Consider the following 20,606-nt stretch of genomic DNA (forward strand, 5'->3'; position numbering starts at 1 on the left):
TCACCGAGGTCCAGAAGGTCCTCTCCGTCTTCTCAACCGTCACAGGGCCCGTCACAGCGGGCGCGGCGGTCTATTCGGGCGTTCGGTAGATCGACGACGATCGGAGACCGGCCGGGTCAGCCCCGTGCCGGTCTGACGGCGATCAGGCGCCGCCGCGTTTGGCCATCAGGCGCTCGATCAGCGAACCGCCCTTCTCGATGTCGGCGAGTTCCTCGGCCACGGCCGCGACGGTCTCGCGGATCTGCTCGGGGGTGTGATCCGACGTCATGAAGAATCGCAGGCGCGAGGCACGCTCCGGCACCGCCGGATGGATGATCGGCTGCACGTTGATGCCGCGCTTGAACAGTCGGTCCGAGAGGGTCACCGATTTCAAGGAATCGCCGACGATCACCGGAATGACCGCGAGCCCGAGGCTCGTGCCGGTGTCGAGTCCCTGCTTCTTGGCGCAGGCGAGGAAGAGCTGGCCATTCTGGCGCAGACGCTCGACCCGCTCCGGCTCGGCATGCATCAGCGCCAGGGCGGCCTCCGCGGCCGCCGCGAGCGGCGGCGACATGCCGACGCTGTATATGAAGCCACCGGCGGTGCATTTCAGGTATTCGATCAGGGCCGCCGGTCCGGCGACGTAGCCGCCACAGGCCGAGAGCGTCTTCGACAGCGTGCCCATCCAGATGTCGACCGAGCGCGAGTCGACGCCGCAATGCTCGGCGAGACCGATCCCCGTCCGGCCGAGCACCCCGAGCCCGTGGGCGTCGTCGACCATGAGCCAAGCGTTGAAGCGCTCCTTCAGGGCGACGAGTGCGGCGAGATCCGGCGCGTCGCCGTCCATGCTGTAGAGCCCCTCGACCACGATCAGGGCGCGGCGGTGCTCGTGCCGGGTGGCGCCGAGCAGGGTCTCGAGGGAGTCAAGGTCGTTATGGGCGAAGGAGCGGCGCTGGGCGCCCGACAGCTTGGCACCGGTGACGACGCTGTTGTGGATCAGCGCGTCGTGGAAGATGACGTCGCCGGGCTCCATCAGGGCCCCGATGGTCGTGACGTTCGTGGCATGGCCGCTCACCATCACGACGCAGGCATCGGTCTCGTAATGGCTCGCGAGAGCCCGTTCCAGGGACAGGTGGCCTGGGCGTTCCCCGGCGACGATGCGGCTCGCCGAGGACGAGGTCCCGTACTCGTCGAGCGCCTTGCGGGCCGCGTCGTTGAGGTCGGGGTGACCGTTGAGGCCAAGATAGTCGTAGGACGAGAAGTTGATGAACGTCTTGCCGTCGATGCGCGTAGTGGCGCCGGCCTTGGTGTCGTGGACCCGGAAGAACGGGTTGCCGAGGCCGATCAGGTTGGCCGCCGAGCGCTGCAGCTTGAGTTCGCGATAGCCCGGCAGGGATTCGAACCGCTGAACGGCGGCGTCGCCCGAACCCTTCTCGCTCGCCTTCGTCGCCGGGCGCGCCGCGTTCGTGTTGCGCCCGAGCCGGTTCGTCACGAAGCCCGCGAGTGCCGCGCGGCCACCATCCGGTCTCGCCGTGTCGGTCATATCAAGATCTCTTTGATGTCCAGGCTGTTCTCTTCCACGAGGGCGTGGAAGGGTTCGAGGGTACGTACATCGACGCCCTCGCTGGCGTGGCGCTGGGCGAGGCTCATCACGGCGGCGGCGGATTCGTCGACCGGGGCGGAGATCGACTGGATCAGCGTCTCGGTCAGTTCAGTGACGGTGAGGCCCGACGAGATGCCGGATGGCGGCACTTCGAGGGCGAAGCGTTCCTGCAGGCTGGCGCCGAGCTCGACGCCCATCAGCGAATCGAGGCCGATTTCCGAGAGCTGGCGGACGCGGCTGATGTCGTCCTTGGGCAGGCGCAGGATGCGGGCGATGTCCTCGACGATGGCATCCGCCACCGTCTTGCGGACGCTGTCAATGTCCTGCGTCTTCAGGAGCGCGCCGATATCGATGGCGGCGACGCCGCCGGCCTCCATCTGCTGGTCCGATCCGAGCTCGTTGTAGCTCGGCGAGCGCATGGTCGCCAGACGCTCGCGCGCCTTGCCCCAGTGCATCGAGGCGATCGCCACGACGGCATCGTCGGGATCGCTGCTCTGGTTCTCCAGGGCCTCGGCCATGAGGTCGAGGCAGCGGCGGGCATCCATCGGCGTGACGCCGACCCGACCGGCCAGCGTCTCCATCACCGCGCGGTTGCGGGCGAGCACGCCGACGTCGCCGATGGCGCCCCAGGCCACGGCCAGAGCCGGCAGGCCCGCGCGCCGACGCTGGCGGGCCAACCCTTCCATGAAGCCATTGGCGGCGACGTAGGCGCCTTGTCCGGGATTGCCGATGAAGGTCGTGGCCGAGGAGAACATCACGAAGTAGTCGAGCCGCCGCGTGGCGGTGACCGCATCGAGATGCTCGGCGCCGATGACCTTCGGCCGGATCACGGCGTCCAGGGCGGCGGCATCGATATTCGCGATGAGGCCGTCCTGCAGCACCATGGCGCCGTGGATGACGCCCGCGAGACGGCTGCCATCGCTCTCGATCTCGGAGACGAGCCCCTCGACCGCAGCGCGACTGGTGATGTCGCAGGCGCGGGCCTCGACGGTGACACCCCGTGCCTCCAAGTCGGCGACGGCAGCCTTGGCCTCAAGGCTGGCCGCACCGTTGCGCCCGACGAGAACGAGTCGACGGGCGCCGCGAGCCGCGAGCCATTGGGCCGCCTCGATACCGAAGCCGCCAAGGCCGCCGGTGATGAGGTGAACGCCGTCGGCGGACACGTCGAAGGACGTCTTTCGCGCAACCATGACGCTGCCGGCCTTGGGCGGCGCGATCACGATCTTACCGACGTGACCCGATTGCTGCATCAGGCGGAAAGCGTCGGAGACCTCGTCGGCCGTGAAGGGCTGGAACGGCAGCGGCTTCAGCCCGCCTTCCTTGAAAAGAGCCATGACCTCTCGGAAGAGGCGGGCTCCATCCTCGCCCTGGTGCTGTAGGACCTGATCGAGGTCGACGCCGAAATACGAGAGATTCCGGCGGAACGGGCGCAGGCCGATATGGGTGTTGGCGACGTAGTCGCGCTTGCCCAGCTCGATGAAGCGGCCGAACGGCTTCAGGACGTTGAGACTGCGCTCCATCGCCTCGCCGAAGAGGCTGTTGAGCACCACGCCGACGCCGTCGCCGGTGATGCGGCGGACCTCGTCGACGAAGGCGAGCGAGCGCGAATCGAGCACGTGCTCGGCGCCGAGCGCCTTCACCAGTGCCCGCTTCTCGCGGGAGCCCGCCGTGGCGATGACGCGTGCGCCCTTGAGTTTGGCGATCTGGAGGGCGGCGAGGCCGACGCCGCCGGCACCGCCATGGACGAGCACCCACTCGCCGCGCCGGAGCCGGGCGCAGGTCACGAGGCTGTAATACGCCGTGAGGAAGGCCACCGGCACCGTGGCGGCGGCCTGCGGATCGAGCCCGGCTGGGCTCGGCGCGACGACGAGCTCGGGGGCGATGATGTGCGTCGCGAAACCCGACTGCGCGAAAGCAACGACGGGATCGCCGACCTTGAAGGCCTTCACGCCCGGACCGATAGAGACCACGCGTCCGGCGACTTCGAGACCCAGGCGCGGGCCGGCAAAGCCGTCCTCCAGGATCTCCTCTGGCAGCATCGAGAGCGCCCAGAGAACGTCGCGGAAGTTCAGGCCGGTCGCCTCGACGGCGATCTCGACCTCGCCGAGCCCGGGCACGCGGCGCTCGGCCGGACCCCAAGCCATCTCGTTGAGGCCGCCGGAATTGCTGCGCTCGAGCCGTGCCGCAGCCGCCGGCACCGCATCGGAGCCGGGCCGGCGGGCTACCTGGCCGGGAGTGAACCGGATGACGCGGGTGCGGTCGTCGTCGAGGATGATCTCCGTCTCCGGCGTGCCGGACAGGATGAGGTCCCGCAACCGCTCGGCGGAGCGCTTCGACGAACTGGCGGGCGACAGGTCGACCCGGCGCACGTCGAGGTTGGCAACCTCGTTCGCCAGCGTCCGGGTGAAAGCCCACACGCCCGTCTCGACGGCGCTGGCTTCCTCGGTCCCGTCCCGGGTCGCTCCGGGACAGATGACCCAGAGCCGGGTCTGGCGCGTGCCGAGATGCTCGACGCAACGCTTGAGGCTGAGGCAGCGGTCGCGCAGGCGGTCTGCGGCCTCGCCCTGACGCCCGAAGGCGCCCGCGAGGAACACCACGGTATCGGGGGTCTCACGCTCGAGTTCGAGCAACGATTGTTCCGAATCGAGGATGATCGACACGTGGACGCCGCTGGCGACGAGCAGAGTCGCGAGGGACGAGGCGGTCTCCGCGGCAAAGGCGTCGTGGGAGCCGATGACGAAGGCGAAGCTCTGCCCGGCAGCCGGCCGCTGCCGCGGCGGCGCTTCGGCCAGCAGCAGAAGGTCGTCACCGTTGGCCGAGACGGCCCGATCGACGGCGACACGCACGAGACCGGTGTCGCTCAGCGAGCGCTGCCAGCCGGTGATGTCCTCAAGACGGCCGACCGGCATGTCGCCGGCGGCCGACCCGCTCTCGAACCAGCCTGGGTTGAGTCCGAAGACGAGATCGCGGAACAGCGACGCGCCCGGCTCGACGGCAAGGAGCACGCCTCCGGTGGCCAGGGTCTCGGCGAGTCTGTTGAGAAGCCCGCGATCGCTGCGGTGCAGGACGTCGCTGGCGAGCATGGCGTCGAATCCACCGATCGCCAGCTCAGCCGCATCCTCGACGATCTCGACGCCGCGGGGCAGGGCGAGGCGGGCGCGCTCGGCGAGGCGCCGATCGGCCTCGAACACGGTGAGATGCGCCTCGATCCCGTCGGCGAAGGAGGCCACCTGCGCCGAGAGCGGTCCGAAGCCGACCTGAAGCAGACGGAGCGCCCGGTCGCGGGGCAGGCGGTTGCGGCTCGCGTCGACGATGCGGGCCACCACGTCGGCCGAGGCCCGGGCCGTGGCACTCCGCAGGATGAATGCATCGACGGCGTTCTGCGAGAGGGTGGGCGTTGCGTCGAGCTCTTTCGCCAGAAGGCGAGCCACCACGGCGCCGATATCGGCGATCAGCACGAGTTCGGCTGAGAATTCAGGGTGGTCCGACGCGATCCAGCGCATGATTTCGTCGGGCGCGGGCAGGGAGACGTCCTTGCGCAGCGTCCAGCGTCCTTCGTCGAGGGTGGCCAGACCGCTGCTCTCCAGCGCGAAAAGCGCGTTCTGGACCCAGGCCCGCATGCCGTCGGGCACGCGATCGTCCAGGGCCACCGTGCCGGAGCGCTGCAGGCCCTCGGCCAGACGGTAGGCCAGGGACGTTGCCCAGCCCTCGAGGAGGAGATGGCCGGGCGCCAAGGGCGTTTCCGCCGCGGCGCGGGCAGCCTTCGCCTGCGGCCGCACGCTCTCGGCGATCCCCGGCTGACGCGCCAGCGCGATCGCCGTCGGCTCGGTCGCGAGTTCGGGCCGCTGCGCGATGGCGTAGGCGGCGAGATCGTTTCCACTCTTGGCACGCAGGGCCTGGAAACGGCCTTCGCGGATCGTCGCGATGACCTCGCCATCGGCATCGACCAGGGTAAAATCGGCGAGGATGCTGCGCTCATTGCAGCGCCGCGTGCGGATGAGAGCCCGCGCGATGACGGCGCCGGGCTTCACCAGCCGGATCTCGCCGAAGCGGACCGGAATGTAGGCCTTCGTCGAATCCTCGCCCAGCAGATCGGCGAAGAGCAGGATCAGGCCGTGGAAGCAGGCATCGAGCCGGGCCGGGACCAGGGCGAAGCGGGGATCCGCCTCGGCCGGTTCGAGTTCCGACACGATGGTCAAATCGTCGACCCGGGCACTCAGGGCGACTTGGCGGAAGCTCGGGCCGAAGCCGAGGCCGGAGGCGGCGGCGCGGCGATAGAGCTCGGCGCCGGAGACCGCGTGCTCGGTCGGCACGTGGATGTCGACCTTGGCCGGCATCCCGTAAGTCCCGTCGACGATCTTGGCCGACGCGTGGAGCTGCCAGGGCGACTGGGTCAGGCGCGGGCGGCTCAGGATCTGGATCTGGTTGCCGCTGCCCGAGAGCCGGACCGTGACCTCGCGTAGAGCGTCCTCGCCGAACACCATCGGCGACTGGATCTCGAACTCGGCCAGCACCACGGCATCGCTGCGCGTCGCCTCGCGGGCGACGCTCAGCGCCATCTCGATGAAGGCGGCGCCGGGCAGGATCGCCTGGCCCTCGATGCGGTGGTCGTCGAGCTCTGGAACAGTCGCGACGTCGACATGGCCATGCCATTCGAGACCGTCGGGAGAGATCCGCGAGCCGAACAGGGGATGGAAGCCGCGGCTGGCGAGGCCCCCGACGCCCTCGGTGGTCTCGGCCAGGCGGAAGCTGCGGCGCTGCCAGGGATAGAGCGGCAGGGCGACGTCGCCCCGCGGGTCCTCGCCGAACACCGTCGCCTCGTCGACCGCGGCACCCTGGACGAGCGCCAGGGCCATGGCGCGCGAGATCGGGTCGCCTCCGGCGGGCTTGCGGTTCATGACGCCAACGGTGGCGATCTCGATGCCGAGCGGTTCGACGGCATCGCCGATATGCGAGAGCAGCGATGCGCGTGGGCCGACCTCGACGAAGATGCGCGCGCCCTGGCGGGTCGCCTCCTGCACGGCTTCGCAGAACCGGACCGGCTCGCGGATGTTGCGCCACCAGTAGCCGCCGCCGAACTGGCGGCCGTTCAGGACGCCACCGGTGACGGTGGAGACCATCGCGGTGGTGCCGTCGTGCGGCTTGAGGCCGTTGAGATCGCGTAGCAGCGGCTTCTCGGTCGGGTTCATCAACCGGCCGTGGAAGGGATATTCGAGGTCGAGCTTGCGACCGCGGCGGCGCTTACGCGCGAGCGCCTTCATCGCCGCGTCGATGGCGGCCACCGGGCCGGCGACGGTGACGGCCTTCGGGCTGTTGTAGGCGGCGATATCGAGGCTCGGATAGTCCTTGAGGAAGATCTCGATCTCCTCGACCGGGGCTAGCAGCACCGCCATGGTGCCCATGCCGCGCGTCGTCTCCTGGTGCAGGCTGCGGTAGAAGATGACCCGCACGGCCTGTTCGAGGCTAAGGATGCCGGCCGCTTCCGCCGCCGCGATCTCGCCGACGCTGTGGCCGAGCACGAATTTCGGATGGAGCCCGGTCGCGCGCAAAGCCGTCGTCGACGCGCTCGAGATCGCGAAGATCAGGGGTTGCGAGACCCGTGTCTCGGCGAGGCGCTCCTCGAGGTCCTCGGCGAACAGGGCCTCCTTGAGGGACCAGCCCGAGAAATCGACGAACAGCCCGTCGATCCGATCGAAGGCGTCGCGGAAGACCGGGTTCTCCGCATAGGCCTCCTGGCCCATGCCCGCCCATTGGCTGCCATTGCCGGAATAGACGAAGGCGACATCGGCGGCCCGGTCGATGGCCGTTCCGACGATCGCGGCCTCGCTCTCCTCGCCTTCGGCCACGGCGCGCAGCGCGCTCGGAAGATCGGCATCGAGGGGCACGGCCACGCGGGCCGCGAGGCGCTCGCGGCGATGGGCGGCGCCAGCAGCGATACGGCCGGCCTCGTCGGCAGAGGCCCCGTCGAAGCGTTCCGCGTAATCGAGCGCGAGTTCGTTCAGGGCGGCCCGGCTCTGAGCGGAGAGGATCAGGATCTCCGGCGCGCGGGTCTCGCCGGTCTCCGCCTTCACGGGGGCGGGGTCGGTGAGGACGACGTGCGCGTTAGTGCCGCCGAAGCCGAAGGAATTGACTCCGGCGAAGCGCTCGCCGCGCCCGCGCTTTAGTTCCAGCGGCCTCGTCGCGACCGCTAAGTTGAGCGAGTCGAAGGCGATGTCGGGGTTCAGCTCGTCGGCGTGGAGCGAGGGCGGAAGCAGGTCATGCTCGAGCGCGAGGCTGGCCTTGAGCAGGCCTGCGAGCCCCGAGACAGGCTCGGTATGGCCGATGTTGCTCTTGATCGATCCGATCGGCAGCGGCGCCTTGCGCGGGCGTCCGAGCCGCCCGCCGATCGCGCCCGCCTCGATGGGGTCGCCGACCTGGGTTCCGGTGCCGTGGGCCTCGACGAAGGCGACGCTGTCGAGGTCGATCTCGGCGTCGCGGTAGACGGCTTCGAGGAGCGCACCTTGTGCATAGCCGGAGGGCAGGGAGATGCCGGTGGTACGACCGTCGGAATTGACGCCGCTCGCCGCGATGACGCCACGCACGGTGTTGCCGTCACGCGCGGCGGCCTTGGCCGAGCGCAGCACGAGGACGACGCCGCCCTCGGAACGGACGTAGCCGTCGGCTTGGGCCGAGAACGCGCTGCAGAGCCCGCGCCGCGACAACATCTGAGCGTTGGAGAAGCAGATGAAGTTGAACGGGCTCGCCAGCAGGTTGACGCCCGCGACCACGGCGGTGTCGATGCGGCCGCTGGCGATCGCCGCGACGGCGGCGTCGAGGGCCACGAGCGACGACGAGCAGGCGGTATCGACCGTGAAGCTCGGACCCTTCAGGTCGTAGATGTACGAGATGCGGTTCGACAGGATCGACAGCGTGTTGCCGGTGGCCGCGTAAGCATCGCCCGATGCCGTATCGAGGACGCGCAGGTTGCCGTAGTCGAGCGACGAGGCGCCGACGAAGACGCCGATCCCGGTGCCGGCCACGCCGGAGGGGCGAAGGCCGGCATCCTCAAGGGCTTCCCAGGTGAGTTCGAGGAGCAGCCGCTGCTGCGGGTCCATCTGCTCGGCTTCGCGCGGCGAGATGCCGAACACGGCCGGATCGAAGGACCAGATATCGTCCAGGACGCCCGCGGACCACGTGTAGCTCTTGCCGCGTTCCTGCGCGCGAGGATGCCCGAACCTGTCGAGCGCCCAGCGATCATCGGGGATGCGGCTGACGGCACACCTTGCCTCGGTCAGGAGCTGCCAGAGCCCGTCGACGCTTGCGGCACCTGGCAGGCGGCACGACCGGCCAATGATCGCGATATCTGTACGTTGTGTCACGTTCGGTTCGCACACGCTCTTGAACGGGGAACAAAGCCGATCGCCGTAGGATCGGCAATCGGCCTCACCCTTAGTATGTGCCTACGACGCTGTCCAACCCGTGTCCGACGTTCGAGCGAGTCCCGTGGATGAAAGCACCGACCTGTGACATGTATTCATCAGTCATCCCGACACATAGGTGATTCATCTCGACACTCTATGCTCTCGGGAAGGCCAGATTCATAACCGATCACAAACAAACAACGGCCACAATCTTGACAAGTCGCCCTGCGGAACTTGGCCGTGTTGCTGGCTCACTGGCAGCATCCCCGAAAGCATGGCAAGTCTGATGCCGTGGAGTAGGAAGAACCTTCCTGGCTCCAACCCTCGATCTCGAAACCGGGATATTTCGACCTCGACGAGTGTGGAACGCTCTCGCGCGAATCTGAATCGTGGAGTCGCAGCGCGGCGGCTCCAGACCGGAGAGGCAGGACTTCGTAGTCTACAGCGTCCTGAACAGGTCGCGGCCGCGCGACGCTACCCGAAGATGATCAGTCCGGCGAAACCCAGCGACCCCACGATGATGCGCCACCATGCGAAGAGTCGGAAACCGTGTGCGGAGACGTAGTCGAGCACCGTTCGCACCACGATCAACGCCGAGATGAAGGCGGTGATGAAGCCGATCACGATCAAGCCGGTGTCGTCGGCGGTCAGGTTCTTGTAGTTGTCGAGGAGGTCCTTGGCGAAGGCGCCCGCCATGGTCGGCATCGCCAGGTAGAAAGAGAACTCGGTGGCCGACCGTTTGTTGGCGCCCATCAGCATCGCGCCGACGATGGTGGCACCGGAGCGTGAGACGCCCGGGATCATGGCGAGACACTGGAACAGGCCGATCTTCAGGCTCATCGGGAGCGAGAAATCGAAGACGTCGTCCTTCTCGGCGTTGAGATCCGTGTCGTCGATGACGAGGAGGATGAGGCCGCCGGCGACCAGGGTCGCGCAGACGATCCAGGGATTGAACAGATAGAACTTGATGTATTTCGAGAGAAGGCCGCCGACGATCGCCGCGGGAAGGAACGCGACGAGGATGCCGGTCACGAAGCGACGGGCTCGCGGGTCGTTCGGGAGCGCCAGCGCCACGCCGAGCAGCCGCCGGAAGTAGACGGTGAGGATCGCCAGGATGGCGCCGAGCTGGATCAGAACCTCGAAGGTGTTGTTGGGCGACTTGAAGCCGATGAAATGTCCGACGAGCAGTTGGTGGCCCGTCGACGAGACCGGGATGAACTCGGTGGCACCCTCCACAACCCCGAGCACGACCGCCTTCGCGATGCCGACCGCATCCATCATTTAATCGCCTCGATGTCGTGGTGGTTTGGGAAGCCCATGAGCGGACGCATGGGACGTTTTCGGCAGGCCGCCCCGTTTTCGGGAGACTTGGCCGATCGCGGTTGACCGATGGTTACCGCAACGCTGCCATCGTGTTAATGAGGCGGCAACGAACGAGCAATAAGTCTCATCCGCCGCCCAGACCCGAGGGGCTTCGACACGGCCCGCCGGTCCGGCGCGCCGAAACCGGTCCGAAACGGCCCTCATGGCGACGCTGCATCACTCTCCCTTCTGTCCGCAATCGCGCTTCATCCGCTTGGTCCTGTCCGAGATGGGGATGGAGCCGACGCTCGTGGAAGAGAAGCCCTGGGAGCGTCGCGACGCATTTCTCATGCTCAATCCGGCCGGGACGACCCCTGTCCTTGTCGAGCAGAGCGGCCTCGCCATACCGTGTGCCGGGATCATCGCCGAATATCTCGACGAGACTCGTGGCCTCGGGCTCAACGGCCGGCGGCTGCTGCCGGAGACCACCGCCGAGCGCGTCGAGGTGCGCCGGCTTCTTGACTGGTTCCTGGTCAAGTTCGACGCCGAGGTGACGGGCTATCTGATGCTCGAGAAGATCTCGAAGCGCTTCATGACCAGCGCGGTCGGCGGCGGCCCGCCGGACATGCACGCGATCCGTGCCGCACGCACCAACGTCCGCTATCACCTCACCTATATCGGCTATCTGATGGGCCGGCGGCGCTGGCTCTCAGGCGACCATCTGACCTATGCCGATCTCGCGGCGGCGGCCCACCTTTCCTGCGTGGATTATCTCGGCGACGTGCCATGGGACGAGGACGAGACGGCAAAGGACTGGTACGCGCGGGTGAAGTCGCGCCCCTCCTTCCGCACGCTCCTGGCGGACCGGGTGCCCGGCATGGCGCCGGCCGATCACTATGCGGATCTGGATTTCTGACTAGGCCCACCGTCGTCCTCGACGCGCGAGATCAAGCGGGCTCGCCATGAGCACGTCGCTTCCACTCTCCGCGCGCCGTCGTCCCCCCCGGAAAATCCTCGCCGGCAGCGACCTGCGCCGGGCCGTCGAAGCCCGTGCCCGCCATCTCGGCTTCGATCTTTTCCGGGTGACGAGCCCCGACTCCGTGCCGGGTCTTCCCGCCGACCTCAGTGGATGGCTCGCCGCGGGCCACCACGGTGGCATGGACTGGATGGAGGAGCGCGCCGACCAGCGCGCCGACCCTGCTGTGCTCTGGCCCGGAGTGCGCTCGATCGTGATGGTCGGCATGAATTACAGCCCCGAGACCGATCCCCTCGGCCTCCTGTCGCAAAGGGATCGTGGCGCCATCGCCGCCTACGCGCAGCGGCGCGACTATCACGAGGTCCTGAAGGGCAAGCTCAAGGAACTCGGCGGCTATCTCTCGGCCAAGGGCGACGTGCGGGTGAAGGTCTTCGTCGACACCGCCCCGGTGATGGAGAAGCCGCTGGCCGCCGCCGCCGGGCTCGGCTGGCAGGGCAAGCACACGGTCCTGATCTCGCGGGAATTCGGCAACTGGCTGCTGCTGGGCGCGATCTACACCTCTGCCGAGTTCGAGCCCGACGAACCGGGGGCCGACCATTGCGGCGGATGCCGGCGCTGTCTCGACATCTGCCCCACAAACGCGCTGCCGGCGCCCTACCGGCTCGATGCGCGGCGCTGCATCTCCTACCTCACCATCGAGCACGAGGGCGCGGTCGCGCCGGAGTTCCGCCCCGCTATCGGCAACCGCATCTTCGGCTGCGACGATTGCCTCGCGGTCTGCCCCTGGAACAAGTTCGCGAAGACCGCCGGCGAAGCGCGCCTGGCCGCCAGGGACGATCTCGCCGCGCCGCCTCTCGCCGACCTCGCCCGCCTCGACGAGGCCGCGTTTCGCCTGCGTTTCACGGGCACGCCGATCAAGCGCACCGGGCGCGACCGCTTCCTGAGGAACGTGCTCATCGCCGTCGGCAATTCCGGAGATCCGGCCCTGGCGTCGGCCGCGCTCGACAACCTCGGCGACCCGTCTTCCCTGGTCCGGGGCATGGCCGTATGGGCGGCGGGGCGGCTCCTCGACCGCCACTGGATGGCGTCGTTGTTCGCGGATCGCGGGGCGACCGAGATCGATGACGACGTGCTGGCGGAATGGCACCTCGCGCTCGATATGGCCGAGATGAGCTCGCCGAAGGAAACCGCGCCATCATGAACCTGTTCGTCTTCGGTCTCGGCTTCACCGCCCGCCATTTCGCCGAACGCGAAGCCGGCGGCTTCGGGATCGTCCGAGCCACCGTCACCGATACGGCCAGGGCCGATGCCATCGCATGCGACACTTCGATCGCCATGCGAACATTCGGGCCGCAATCCGACGATCCCCGCATCGCGGCCGATCTCGCCGATACCGACATGCTCCTCGTCTCCGCCCCCCCGGATCGCGACGGCGACACGGTGCTGCGTCGATACGGCGGAGCGATCCGTGAGAGCCGTATCGCCTGGATCGGATATCTCTCCACGATCGGCGTCTATGGCGACCACGAGGGCGCCTGGATCGACGAGGAGACCACGCCGCGCCCGGCGAGCCCCAGGTCCCGTGGGCGGCTGGCCGTCGAGGAATCCTGGCTGCGGCTCGGCGCGGAGACCGGCAAGGCCGTACAGGTGTTTCGCCTGTCAGGCATCTACGGCCCCGGCCGCAATCCCCTGGTCAAGCTGCGTGAGGGCAAGTCGCAGCGGATCATCAAGGCAGGACAGGTCTTCAACCGCATCCATGTCGACGACATCGCCACCACCCTGTCGGCCTCGATCCGGCGCCCACGGCCGGGCGCGGTCTACAACGTCACCGACGACGAGCCGGCGCCCCCGCAGGTGGTGACCGAATACGCCGCCGCGCTCGCCGGCCTGCCGCTGCCGCCGGAGGTCGATTTCGAGACGGCCGATCTGAGCCCGATGGCGCGCAGCTTCTACGGCGAGAACAAGCGAGTGCGGAACCGTCTGATCCGCGAGGAGCTCGGCGTCTCTCTCGCCTTTCCCACCTACCGGGAAGGACTGGCGGCGCTCGTCGGAGATGCCTCGGCCTGAGCCTTCCTTGGATCGTCAACCTGTGGGGTTGGGGTCCGCCCCGTCGCGGCGAGGCCGCGGAACAGCAGGGCACGAAAAAGGCGCGGCCTTTCGACGAGGCGTGCGGCGAGGAATGAGACTGCTTCGGTCACCAGGATCGCCACCGCCAGCGTCGCAACGGTGCCGGCCGCCCCCGGCACCCAGCCATGGTAGGCCCTGACCGAGAAGATCAGCGTCATGACCGGAACGTGGATGACGTAGAGCGTGTAGGAGAACGGCGCCGCACCGCGCGAGGCTGCGAAGAACCGTGTGGCCGGTCCGTCCCGGGTCGCGAGCGCGAGCAGGCACAGAGCCAGGGGCAATCCCACGGCCGCCTGATAGGCGAGCAGGCCGCGATGATCGCTCAGGCTGTCGACGTAGCCGGCATCTTCGACGGTCACGAGCGGCAGGACGAGGCAGGCAGCCGAGGCCGACCAGAGCCAGCGCGACCCCGCCAACGTCCGAAGGCGATCACCGAACAGGGCGGCACCGGCACCGGCACCGAACAGCGCGAGGGACTGGAGGTAGAAGAAGCGGTCGGCCGTCACCGTCACCAGCCCTAGGAAAACGGCGCCGTAGAGCAGGCGGGACAGGCCGCCACGAACGAGGGCCAGGGCCGCGAAGGCGGCGACGCCGTAGAGGTAGACCTCCTGACGAAGGGACCACAAAGCCCTGTCGATCACGAAGGTCGCGTCTCCCGGTCCGAAGGTCAGCGTGATGCCGCGCAGGAACGCGATGAGGTCGAGGCGATAGGGCTCGCCCGTGCGGGTGAGCAGTGGCAGCCCGGCATGGCCGATGGCGCCGACCGCGAAGGTTATGACGATCGCAAGGATCAGCGGCGGCCAGATCCGGGCGAGGCGATGGACGGCGTAGGGCAGGACGAAACGCCCGCGGTCCTCCGCAATCAGCCGCGCCAGGCTGATGGCGATGACGAAGCCGCTCAGCGAGAAGAACACCATCACGGAGAGCCGGCCGGCCCATTCGACGAGCCCGGCCACGGGCGCTTCGAGGCGGGGATAGGCCATGCCGAGCGCATGGCTCACGAGCACGGCCTGGGCCGCGAGCCCGCGCACGCCATCGAGCGCCTCGTACCGGTAGCCACGCATGGCGGCTGCGTCCTCCCTGGCCGCGACGTGCCGCCCGGCGAGAGGGGTTTAGGCGGGGTGTGACGGGAGGATCAACCCCGCGAGGGGCCGCTCAGGCGGCGCGACGGTTCGCGGCCGGACCAAAATGATCGCGGTAGCGCGCTGCGATCGCCGAGACCGGCAGCACGACGAAGACGTCGGTGGTGCCGAACTGCCGGTCCACCACCGCCCCGTCGCCGAAGGTGGCGCCGACTCTGAGATAGCCCTTGATCAGTGGCGGTAGCGCCTGCAGCGCCGCCTTCGGATCGACGGTCTCGCGGCACAGGCGGTCCATCGCGACGTAGCGGTCCGGCAGGGCGCGGGCGCACCACGCTTGCGGCGCGCGGGCATGATGGTGAAGGAAGCTCAAGGGCAAGGCGAGACGGTCCGGATCGGTTCCTTCGAGACTCGCGCAGCCGAGCATCGCATCGATGCGGTGGTGCTGGACATAAGCCCAGATGCCGGCCCAGAGCAGCTCCACCGTCCGCTTGTTCCGATAGGGCTTCAGCACGCAGGAGCGCCCGAGTTCAAGGAAGCGCTTTCCGGGATTGGCCGCCAGAAGCGGCGCGATGTCGTATTCGCCGGCGGTGTAGAAGCCGAAATTGCGGTCGGCCTCGTCCTGGCGCAAGAGCCTGTAGGTGCCGACGACCTTCGGCCGCGGCTTGCGGAAGGGCTTGGCCTCCGTCGCGGCATGGTCGATCACGAGGAGATGGTCGCAGACTGTGTCGTAATCGTCGATGTCGCGACGCGCGAGCAGGGTGATGCCGGTCGGGATCGCCGACATCTCCTCGTAGAACACCCGGTAACGCAGGCGCTGCGCCCGGCGGATCTCCGGGACCGATGTCGCGAGACGGACCTCGAGGTTGCCAATTCGGCCGAGACTCGGGTCGAGGCCGGGCGCGGCGAGAGGCTTCTTCAGCCGCGGCTTGAACCGGATCGGAACGCCGCCGGCGGGCAGGAAGCCCATCCCGGGAAAGCCGGGCAGGCCGGCATCGGTCCGCTTCTGCTTGAAGCGAGCGATGGGGGCGTTGACGTGTGCCTCCCATCCGTTGAGCCAGGCCGCTGAAGCGTCACGCGCGAAATTCGGGACCATCGGATCCGCCCTGCCAAAGCCCCGGGGCTGACTCCCCGCGGAGCCACCGGCCTCGTGCCTCGATGCGGCACATCATCACGAAGCGAGAACGCTTTTATGACAAGAATTTCAACGGTGTCATGGTGGTTTAGTTCAATTGATCAGGCCAATGTCCGAGGTGCGTCGGCGACCCCGGGAAGGGTAGCCGCCGAAGCACCGCGGATGTCATTCAGACGAACTGGTTGAGGCCGGGGATCGAACCGACGATCGGGCCCATCACGTCCTCGCCGGCCTTCTCACGACCATAGGAGAACAGCTCGCGCCCGAGCTGCTGCATCTGGCCCATCGGCACGCCGGCCGACATCAGCTTCTGGCCCAGCGCCATGACGCCGCCGCCCATCATTCCACCGAGCATGCCCATCAATCCGCCGCCGCCCTCTGCTTCGTTCGAGTCGGCGACGAGCGCCTCGGATCCCGGCATGGCCGCGAGGAGCTGGCTGACCTCGGTGGCGGGTCCTTCCTTCTGCAGGAAGGCCAGGATGTGGCCGACGGCCGTCTGCGCCGTCGCCGCATCGAGACCGGTCACGCTCGTGACGCGGGTGATCAGTTCGTCCATCTCAAATGCTCCAGCTTTGTCGGGAAATTGTCCATCGAGCCTCGCAGGCGGGAAATCAAGCGTAAGGTCTGCGCGTGAGCATGTCTGAGCCAGGATGCAGGGAGCGTCACGGGGCGGCGGGCCGCGGCCGGCGCAGCGCCACCATCCATCGCCGAAGCCCGGTGGATCGGACGCTCGGCGGTCCCGCCGAGCGTCCGCAGGAGTCTTTAAAAGCGCGGGCCGACGTAGCCCGGACCACCGCCAAGGAGGTTGCCAGGTCCGATGCCGGTGCGGCCATAGCCGCCACGACCATAGCCGCCGCCTCGGTAGTATCCGCGCCCGCCGAAGCGCGGTCCGCCGCCGTAGCCACGACGCCCGTAGCCCCCGCGTCCGTAACCACCGCGTCCGTAACCGCGACGGCCATAGCCGTACTGGACGGTCTCGACCGCGGGAGAAGCCTCGGTCGTCGGGACGCTAAAGGGTGCTGCCGAAGCCGGCGCCGGCGCGAGATAGAGGCCTGCGACGAACAAGCCGGCCGCCAAGATGATCGTTCTTTTCACGAGGTTTCCTCCCGAGATACGCCGTTTCCAACCCGGACCCGATCGATCTCTATCGGTGTAACGCAGAACAAGGCTCTTCGGGCGAGATGCGGCGTTCGACAGGTTGAAACATGGTTCATCGCTGCCCCGCAGCCCGCAGCCTGAGCGCCGCCGTTTCGGAGCGGCGGACTGGAAAATCGGACCTACGACCGTCATAACCTTGAGCGTCGAGGCCGTGCCCGCGACGCAGGGGTTGGAGCGAGCGGTCATGCAGGGCGACGACAAGGCACGCGACGGCAAGATTCTGGTCGGCAAAAGCGGGACCAAGCCCGAAGCTCTCACCCTCAGGCTCGCCAACCGCCACGGCCTCGTGGCGGGCGCCACCGGAACCGGCAAGACCGTGACGCTGCAGGTCATGGCCGAAGGCTTCTCGAATGCCGGCGTCCCGGTCTTCGCGGCCGACATCAAGGGCGACCTCTCCGGTCTCGCGGCGGCGGGCGAGTCGAAGCCGGTCTTCCTCAAGCGCGCCGAGGAAATCGGGATCGCCTACGAGCCGGATCGTTTCCCCACCGTGTTCTGGGACCTGTTCGGGGACCAGGGGCACCCGATCCGCGCCACCGTCATCGAGATGGGGCCGCTCCTGCTGGCACGCCTCCTCGAGCTGAACGACACCCAGGAAGGCGTCCTCAATATCGCCTTCCGGGTGGCCGACGACAACCAATGGCCGGTGCTCGACCTCAAGGACCTGCGGGCGCTGCTGCTCCACCTCACCGAGAACCTGAAGGAGGTCTCGGGGAAATACGGCAACGTCTCGGCCGCAAGCGTCGGTGCCATCCAGCGCCAGCTTCTGATGCTGGAGAACCAAGGCGCCAACGAGTTCTTCGGCGAGCCGGCGCTGGACCTCAACGACTTCATGAAGGTCGACCGCGACGGGCGCGGTATCGTCAACATCCTGGCCGCCGACAAGCTCATGCAACGGCCGCGCCTCTACGCGTCGTTCCTGTTGTGGATGCTGTCCGAGCTTTTCGAGCAGCTGCCCGAGGTGGGCGACCTCGACAAGCCGAAGCTCGTGTTCTTCTTCGACGAAGCGCACCTGCTGTTCAACGACGCGCCCAAAGCCCTCCTCGACGCCGTGGAGCAGGTGGTGCGCCTCATCCGCTCGAAAGGCGTCGGCGTCTATTTCGTGACGCAGAACCCCCTCGACGTGCCCGAGACCGTGCTCGGTCAGCTCGGCAACCGCGTCCAGCACGCGCTGCGCGCCTTCACGCCCCGCGACCAGCGCGCCGTGAAGGCCGCTGCCGAGACATTCCGCCAGAACCCCGGCTTCGACGTGGCCCAGGCAATCACCGAGCTTGCCGTCGGCGAGGCGCTGGTGAGCTTCCTGGAGGCCAAGGGCACCCCGTCCGTCGTCGAGCGCGCACTGATCGCCCCGCCGCAGGGCCGCGTCGGCCCGCTGAACGCGGCGGAGCGCGCCGCCCTGATCGCCGCCAGCCCGCTCAGGGGCAAGTACGACACCGCGGTCGACAACGAGAGCGCCTACGAGATGCTGGCCGCCCGCAAGGGGCTCGATACCCAGGGCGTGGAAGCCGCGCAGCAATCGGAGGGGGGCCTCGGCGGGATGCTGGGCGGCCTCGTCGGCGGCATCTTCGGCACGAAGCCGGCCGCGAAGGGCAAGGCCGGCCGCCGCCCGCCGCAGAGCCTGACCGAGCAGGTCATCGGCAACGCCGCCCGCTCGATGGCACGCACGGTCGGCACGCAGGTCGGCAACGCGATCCTGCGCAACGTGCTCGGGGGATTGATGAAGCGGTAGGAGCGGCGACGGCCTTCAGCCGCCGAGGAGCTTCTTCCGCTGCGCCAGGGTCCGCAGCCGCAGCGCGTTGAGCTTGATGAAGCCGGCCGCGTCGCGGTGGTCGTAGGCAACCGCACCCTCCTCGAAGGTGACGAGGTCCTGGTCGTAGAGCGAGTTCGGGCTGGTGCGACCGATGACGTGGATGCCGCCCTTGTAGAGCTTCAGCCGGACCTCGCCCGTGACCATCTCCTGGCTCTTGTCGATCAGGGCCTGCAGCATCTCGCGCTCGGGCGAGAACCAGAAACCGTTATAGATCAGCTCCGCGTATTGCGGCATGAGCTGGTCCTTGAGGTGCGCGGCACCCCGGTCCAGCGTGATCGACTCGATGGCACGGTGGGCCGGCAGCAGGATCGTGCCACCCGGCGTCTCATACATGCCGCGGCTCTTCATCCCGACGAAGCGGTTCTCGACGAGATCGAGGCGGCCGATGCCGTTGTCGTGGCCGAGCTGGTTGAGCTTGGCCAGCAGGGTGGCCGGCGACATCGCGACTCCGTCGACGGTGACCGCGTCGCCGCGCTCGAAGCCGATGGTGATGACGGTCGGCGTGTCGGGCGCTTCCTCGGGCGAGAGTGTCCGCGAATAGACGTAGTCCGGCACCTCGTCGGCGGGGTCCTCCAGCACCTTGCCCTCCGAGGAGGCGTGGAGGAGGTTGGCGTCCACCGAGAACGGGCTCTCGCCGCGCTTGTCCTTGGCGATCGGGATCTGGTGGGCTTCGGCGAACGCGATGAGCTGCTCGCGGCTCTTCATGTCCCATTCGCGCCAGGGTGCGATCACGGTCACGTCGGGCTTCAAGGCGTAGTATCCGAGCTCGAACCGGACCTGATCGTTCCCCTTGCCGGTGGCTCCGTGGCAGACCGCATCGGCTCCGACCCGCTCGGCGATCTCGATCTGCTTCTTGGCGATGAGCGGTCGGGCGATGGAGGTGCCGAGCAGGTAGACGCCCTCGTAGACCGCGTTGGCACGGAACATCGGAAATACGTAATCGCGCACGAATTCCTCGCGCAGGTCCTCGATGAAGATGTTCTCAGGTCTGATGCCGAGGAGTTCCGCCTTCTTGCGTGCCGGCTCCAGCTCCTCGCCCTGCCCGAGGTCGGCCGTGAAGGTGACGACCTCGCAGGCATAGGTGGTCTGCAGCCATTTCAGGATGATCGACGTGTCGAGACCCCCGGAATAGGCGAGGACGACCTTCTTGACGGGCTTCGCGGCCTCGGACCGGGGAGTCTCTGCCTTGGGGGTCTCGTCTGCCATCGGTCTCGCTTCGCTCAGGGTCTTGGAGGGGTCGTCGCGGCTTACCAGCGGAGCGCTGCGAGGTGCAACCGGCATGCCGTTCGACGCGTTCGCTGAACGAGCCAGTGGCGTGAGGCCGCCTTGCGGGAAACTACGCATCGCGCCACGGTGACCCCTCATCGAACCGACGGAGAGTCGACGAATGGCGCGGCGGCCGACCCTCGAATTCTGGTACGAATTCGCGTCCACCTATTCCTATCTCGCCGCCATGCGGATCGAGGCCGCAGCGCAGGGGGCCGGGGTGGAGATCCGTTGGAGGCCGTTCCTGCTCGGCCCGATCTTCGCGGCGCAGGGTTGGAATTCCTCGCCCTTCAACCTCTACCCCGCCAAGGGCCGCGCCATGTGGCGCGACCTCGACCGCGAGGCGGCCAGACTCGGCCTGCCGGCGGTGACGCGACCGGACCCGTTCCCGCAGAACAGCCTGAGTGCCACCCGGGCGGCGACCTACGGCATGGATCATGACTGGCTCGTGCCGTTCTCAAAGGCGGTCTACGAGAGCGTGTTCGCCAAGGGCCAGTCGATCGCGGAGCCCTCGGCGGTGGTGACGCTCCTCAACAGCCTCGGCCTCGACGGGACGATCATCCTCAAATCTGCCGCAGCGGAGGCGAACAAGGGAAGGCTGCGCGTGAACGGCGAGGAAGCGCGGTCGCGGGGCATCTTCGGAGCGCCGACTTTTCTGACCGAGGACGGCGAGCTGTTCTGGGGCAACGACCGGTTGGAGCAGGCGCTGGCCTGGGCGGTGGGCGACCGGCCGGGCGGGATGCGCTAGCGGCTCTCTCGGTCCCGTCATGGCTC

The 20,606-nt window shown here is 68.0% G+C and carries 13 protein-coding genes; 5 read left to right on the top strand and 8 right to left on the bottom strand.

Going from position 1 to position 20,606, the window contains the following annotated elements; translation table 11 throughout:
- Positions 1 to 142: 142 nt before the first annotated feature.
- The 3 genes from ACFE7U_RS12300 to ACFE7U_RS12310 form a co-directional block, all read right to left on the bottom strand.
- Entirely contained in the window at positions 143 to 1,522 is a 1,380-nt protein-coding gene (locus ACFE7U_RS12300) for an aminotransferase class I/II-fold pyridoxal phosphate-dependent enzyme (RefSeq protein ID WP_375410015.1), read from the bottom strand.
- Positions 1,519 to 8,940, bottom strand: a complete 7,422-nt coding sequence (locus ACFE7U_RS12305; RefSeq protein WP_375410016.1) for an SDR family NAD(P)-dependent oxidoreductase — start codon at positions 8,938 to 8,940, stop codon at positions 1,519 to 1,521. The genes ACFE7U_RS12300 and ACFE7U_RS12305 overlap by 4 nt, the downstream gene beginning before the upstream one ends.
- 516 nt (positions 8,941 to 9,456) lie before the next feature.
- Complete coding sequence (locus tag ACFE7U_RS12310; protein WP_375410025.1) at positions 9,457 to 10,260, bottom strand: undecaprenyl-diphosphate phosphatase; 804 nt, start codon at positions 10,258 to 10,260, stop codon at positions 9,457 to 9,459.
- Between the two features lie 247 nt (positions 10,261 to 10,507).
- Between ACFE7U_RS12310 and ACFE7U_RS12315 the strand changes: the two genes are divergently transcribed.
- The 3 genes from ACFE7U_RS12315 (at position 10,508) to ACFE7U_RS12325 (ending at position 13,327) form a co-directional block, all read left to right on the top strand.
- Positions 10,508 to 11,200: a glutathione S-transferase family protein gene (locus tag ACFE7U_RS12315; protein ID WP_375410017.1), complete on the top strand. Its 693-nt coding sequence runs from the start codon at positions 10,508 to 10,510 to the stop codon at positions 11,198 to 11,200.
- A 166-nt stretch (positions 11,201 to 11,366) separates the two neighbouring features.
- Positions 11,367 to 12,461 (top strand): tRNA epoxyqueuosine(34) reductase QueG, encoded by a 1,095-nt coding sequence (queG, locus tag ACFE7U_RS12320; protein ID WP_375410026.1) that lies wholly within the window; start codon positions 11,367 to 11,369, stop codon positions 12,459 to 12,461.
- Complete coding sequence (locus ACFE7U_RS12325; RefSeq protein ID WP_375410018.1) at positions 12,458 to 13,327, top strand: SDR family oxidoreductase; 870 nt, start codon at positions 12,458 to 12,460, stop codon at positions 13,325 to 13,327. Before queG ends, ACFE7U_RS12325 begins: the two co-directional genes overlap by 4 nt.
- Here ACFE7U_RS12325 and ACFE7U_RS12330 read toward each other — a convergent pair.
- The 4 genes from ACFE7U_RS12330 to ACFE7U_RS12345 all read right to left on the bottom strand — a co-directional run bounded on the left by ACFE7U_RS12330 (position 13,282) and on the right by ACFE7U_RS12345 (position 16,696).
- Positions 13,282 to 14,451, bottom strand: a complete 1,170-nt coding sequence (locus ACFE7U_RS12330; protein ID WP_375410019.1) for an acyltransferase family protein — start codon at positions 14,449 to 14,451, stop codon at positions 13,282 to 13,284. The two genes, ACFE7U_RS12325 and ACFE7U_RS12330, sit on opposite strands and share 46 nt — an antisense overlap.
- 91 nt (positions 14,452 to 14,542) lie before the next feature.
- Positions 14,543 to 15,562 carry a GNAT family N-acetyltransferase gene (locus ACFE7U_RS12335; protein ID WP_375410020.1) on the bottom strand — a complete coding sequence of 340 codons (1,020 nt, stop codon included), beginning with the start codon at positions 15,560 to 15,562 and terminating at the stop codon, positions 14,543 to 14,545.
- 208 nt (positions 15,563 to 15,770) lie between these two features.
- A complete protein-coding gene (locus ACFE7U_RS12340; protein ID WP_375410021.1) occupies positions 15,771 to 16,157 on the bottom strand; it encodes a DUF2267 domain-containing protein in 387 nt (128 codons plus the stop codon).
- Positions 16,158 to 16,363: 206 nt separating this feature from the next.
- On the bottom strand, positions 16,364 to 16,696 hold the full coding sequence (locus ACFE7U_RS12345; RefSeq protein WP_375410022.1) for a hypothetical protein: 333 nt from the start codon (positions 16,694 to 16,696) through the stop codon (positions 16,364 to 16,366).
- Positions 16,697 to 16,943: 247 nt separating this feature from the next.
- Here ACFE7U_RS12345 and ACFE7U_RS12350 point away from each other — a divergent pair, with 247 nt between their 5' ends.
- On the top strand, positions 16,944 to 18,485 hold the full coding sequence (locus ACFE7U_RS12350) for a helicase HerA-like domain-containing protein (RefSeq protein WP_375410027.1): 1,542 nt from the start codon (positions 16,944 to 16,946) through the stop codon (positions 18,483 to 18,485).
- Between the two features lie 15 nt (positions 18,486 to 18,500).
- Here the strand turns inward: ACFE7U_RS12350 and ACFE7U_RS12355 are convergent, their stop codons facing one another.
- Positions 18,501 to 19,772 carry an argininosuccinate synthase gene (locus tag ACFE7U_RS12355; RefSeq protein ID WP_375410023.1) on the bottom strand — a complete coding sequence of 424 codons (1,272 nt, stop codon included), beginning with the start codon at positions 19,770 to 19,772 and terminating at the stop codon, positions 18,501 to 18,503.
- Positions 19,773 to 19,953: 181 nt separating this feature from the next.
- On the opposite strand from ACFE7U_RS12355, the gene ACFE7U_RS12360 reads away from it, so the two are divergent.
- Positions 19,954 to 20,580, top strand: coding sequence for a 2-hydroxychromene-2-carboxylate isomerase (locus ACFE7U_RS12360; protein ID WP_375410024.1), 627 nt, complete (start codon positions 19,954 to 19,956; stop codon positions 20,578 to 20,580).
- The last annotated feature ends 26 nt before the right edge of the window (positions 20,581 to 20,606 follow it).

The organism is uncultured Methylobacterium sp., assembly GCF_964251405.1.
In the GTDB taxonomy this organism is placed as follows: domain Bacteria; phylum Pseudomonadota; class Alphaproteobacteria; order Rhizobiales; family Beijerinckiaceae; genus Methylobacterium.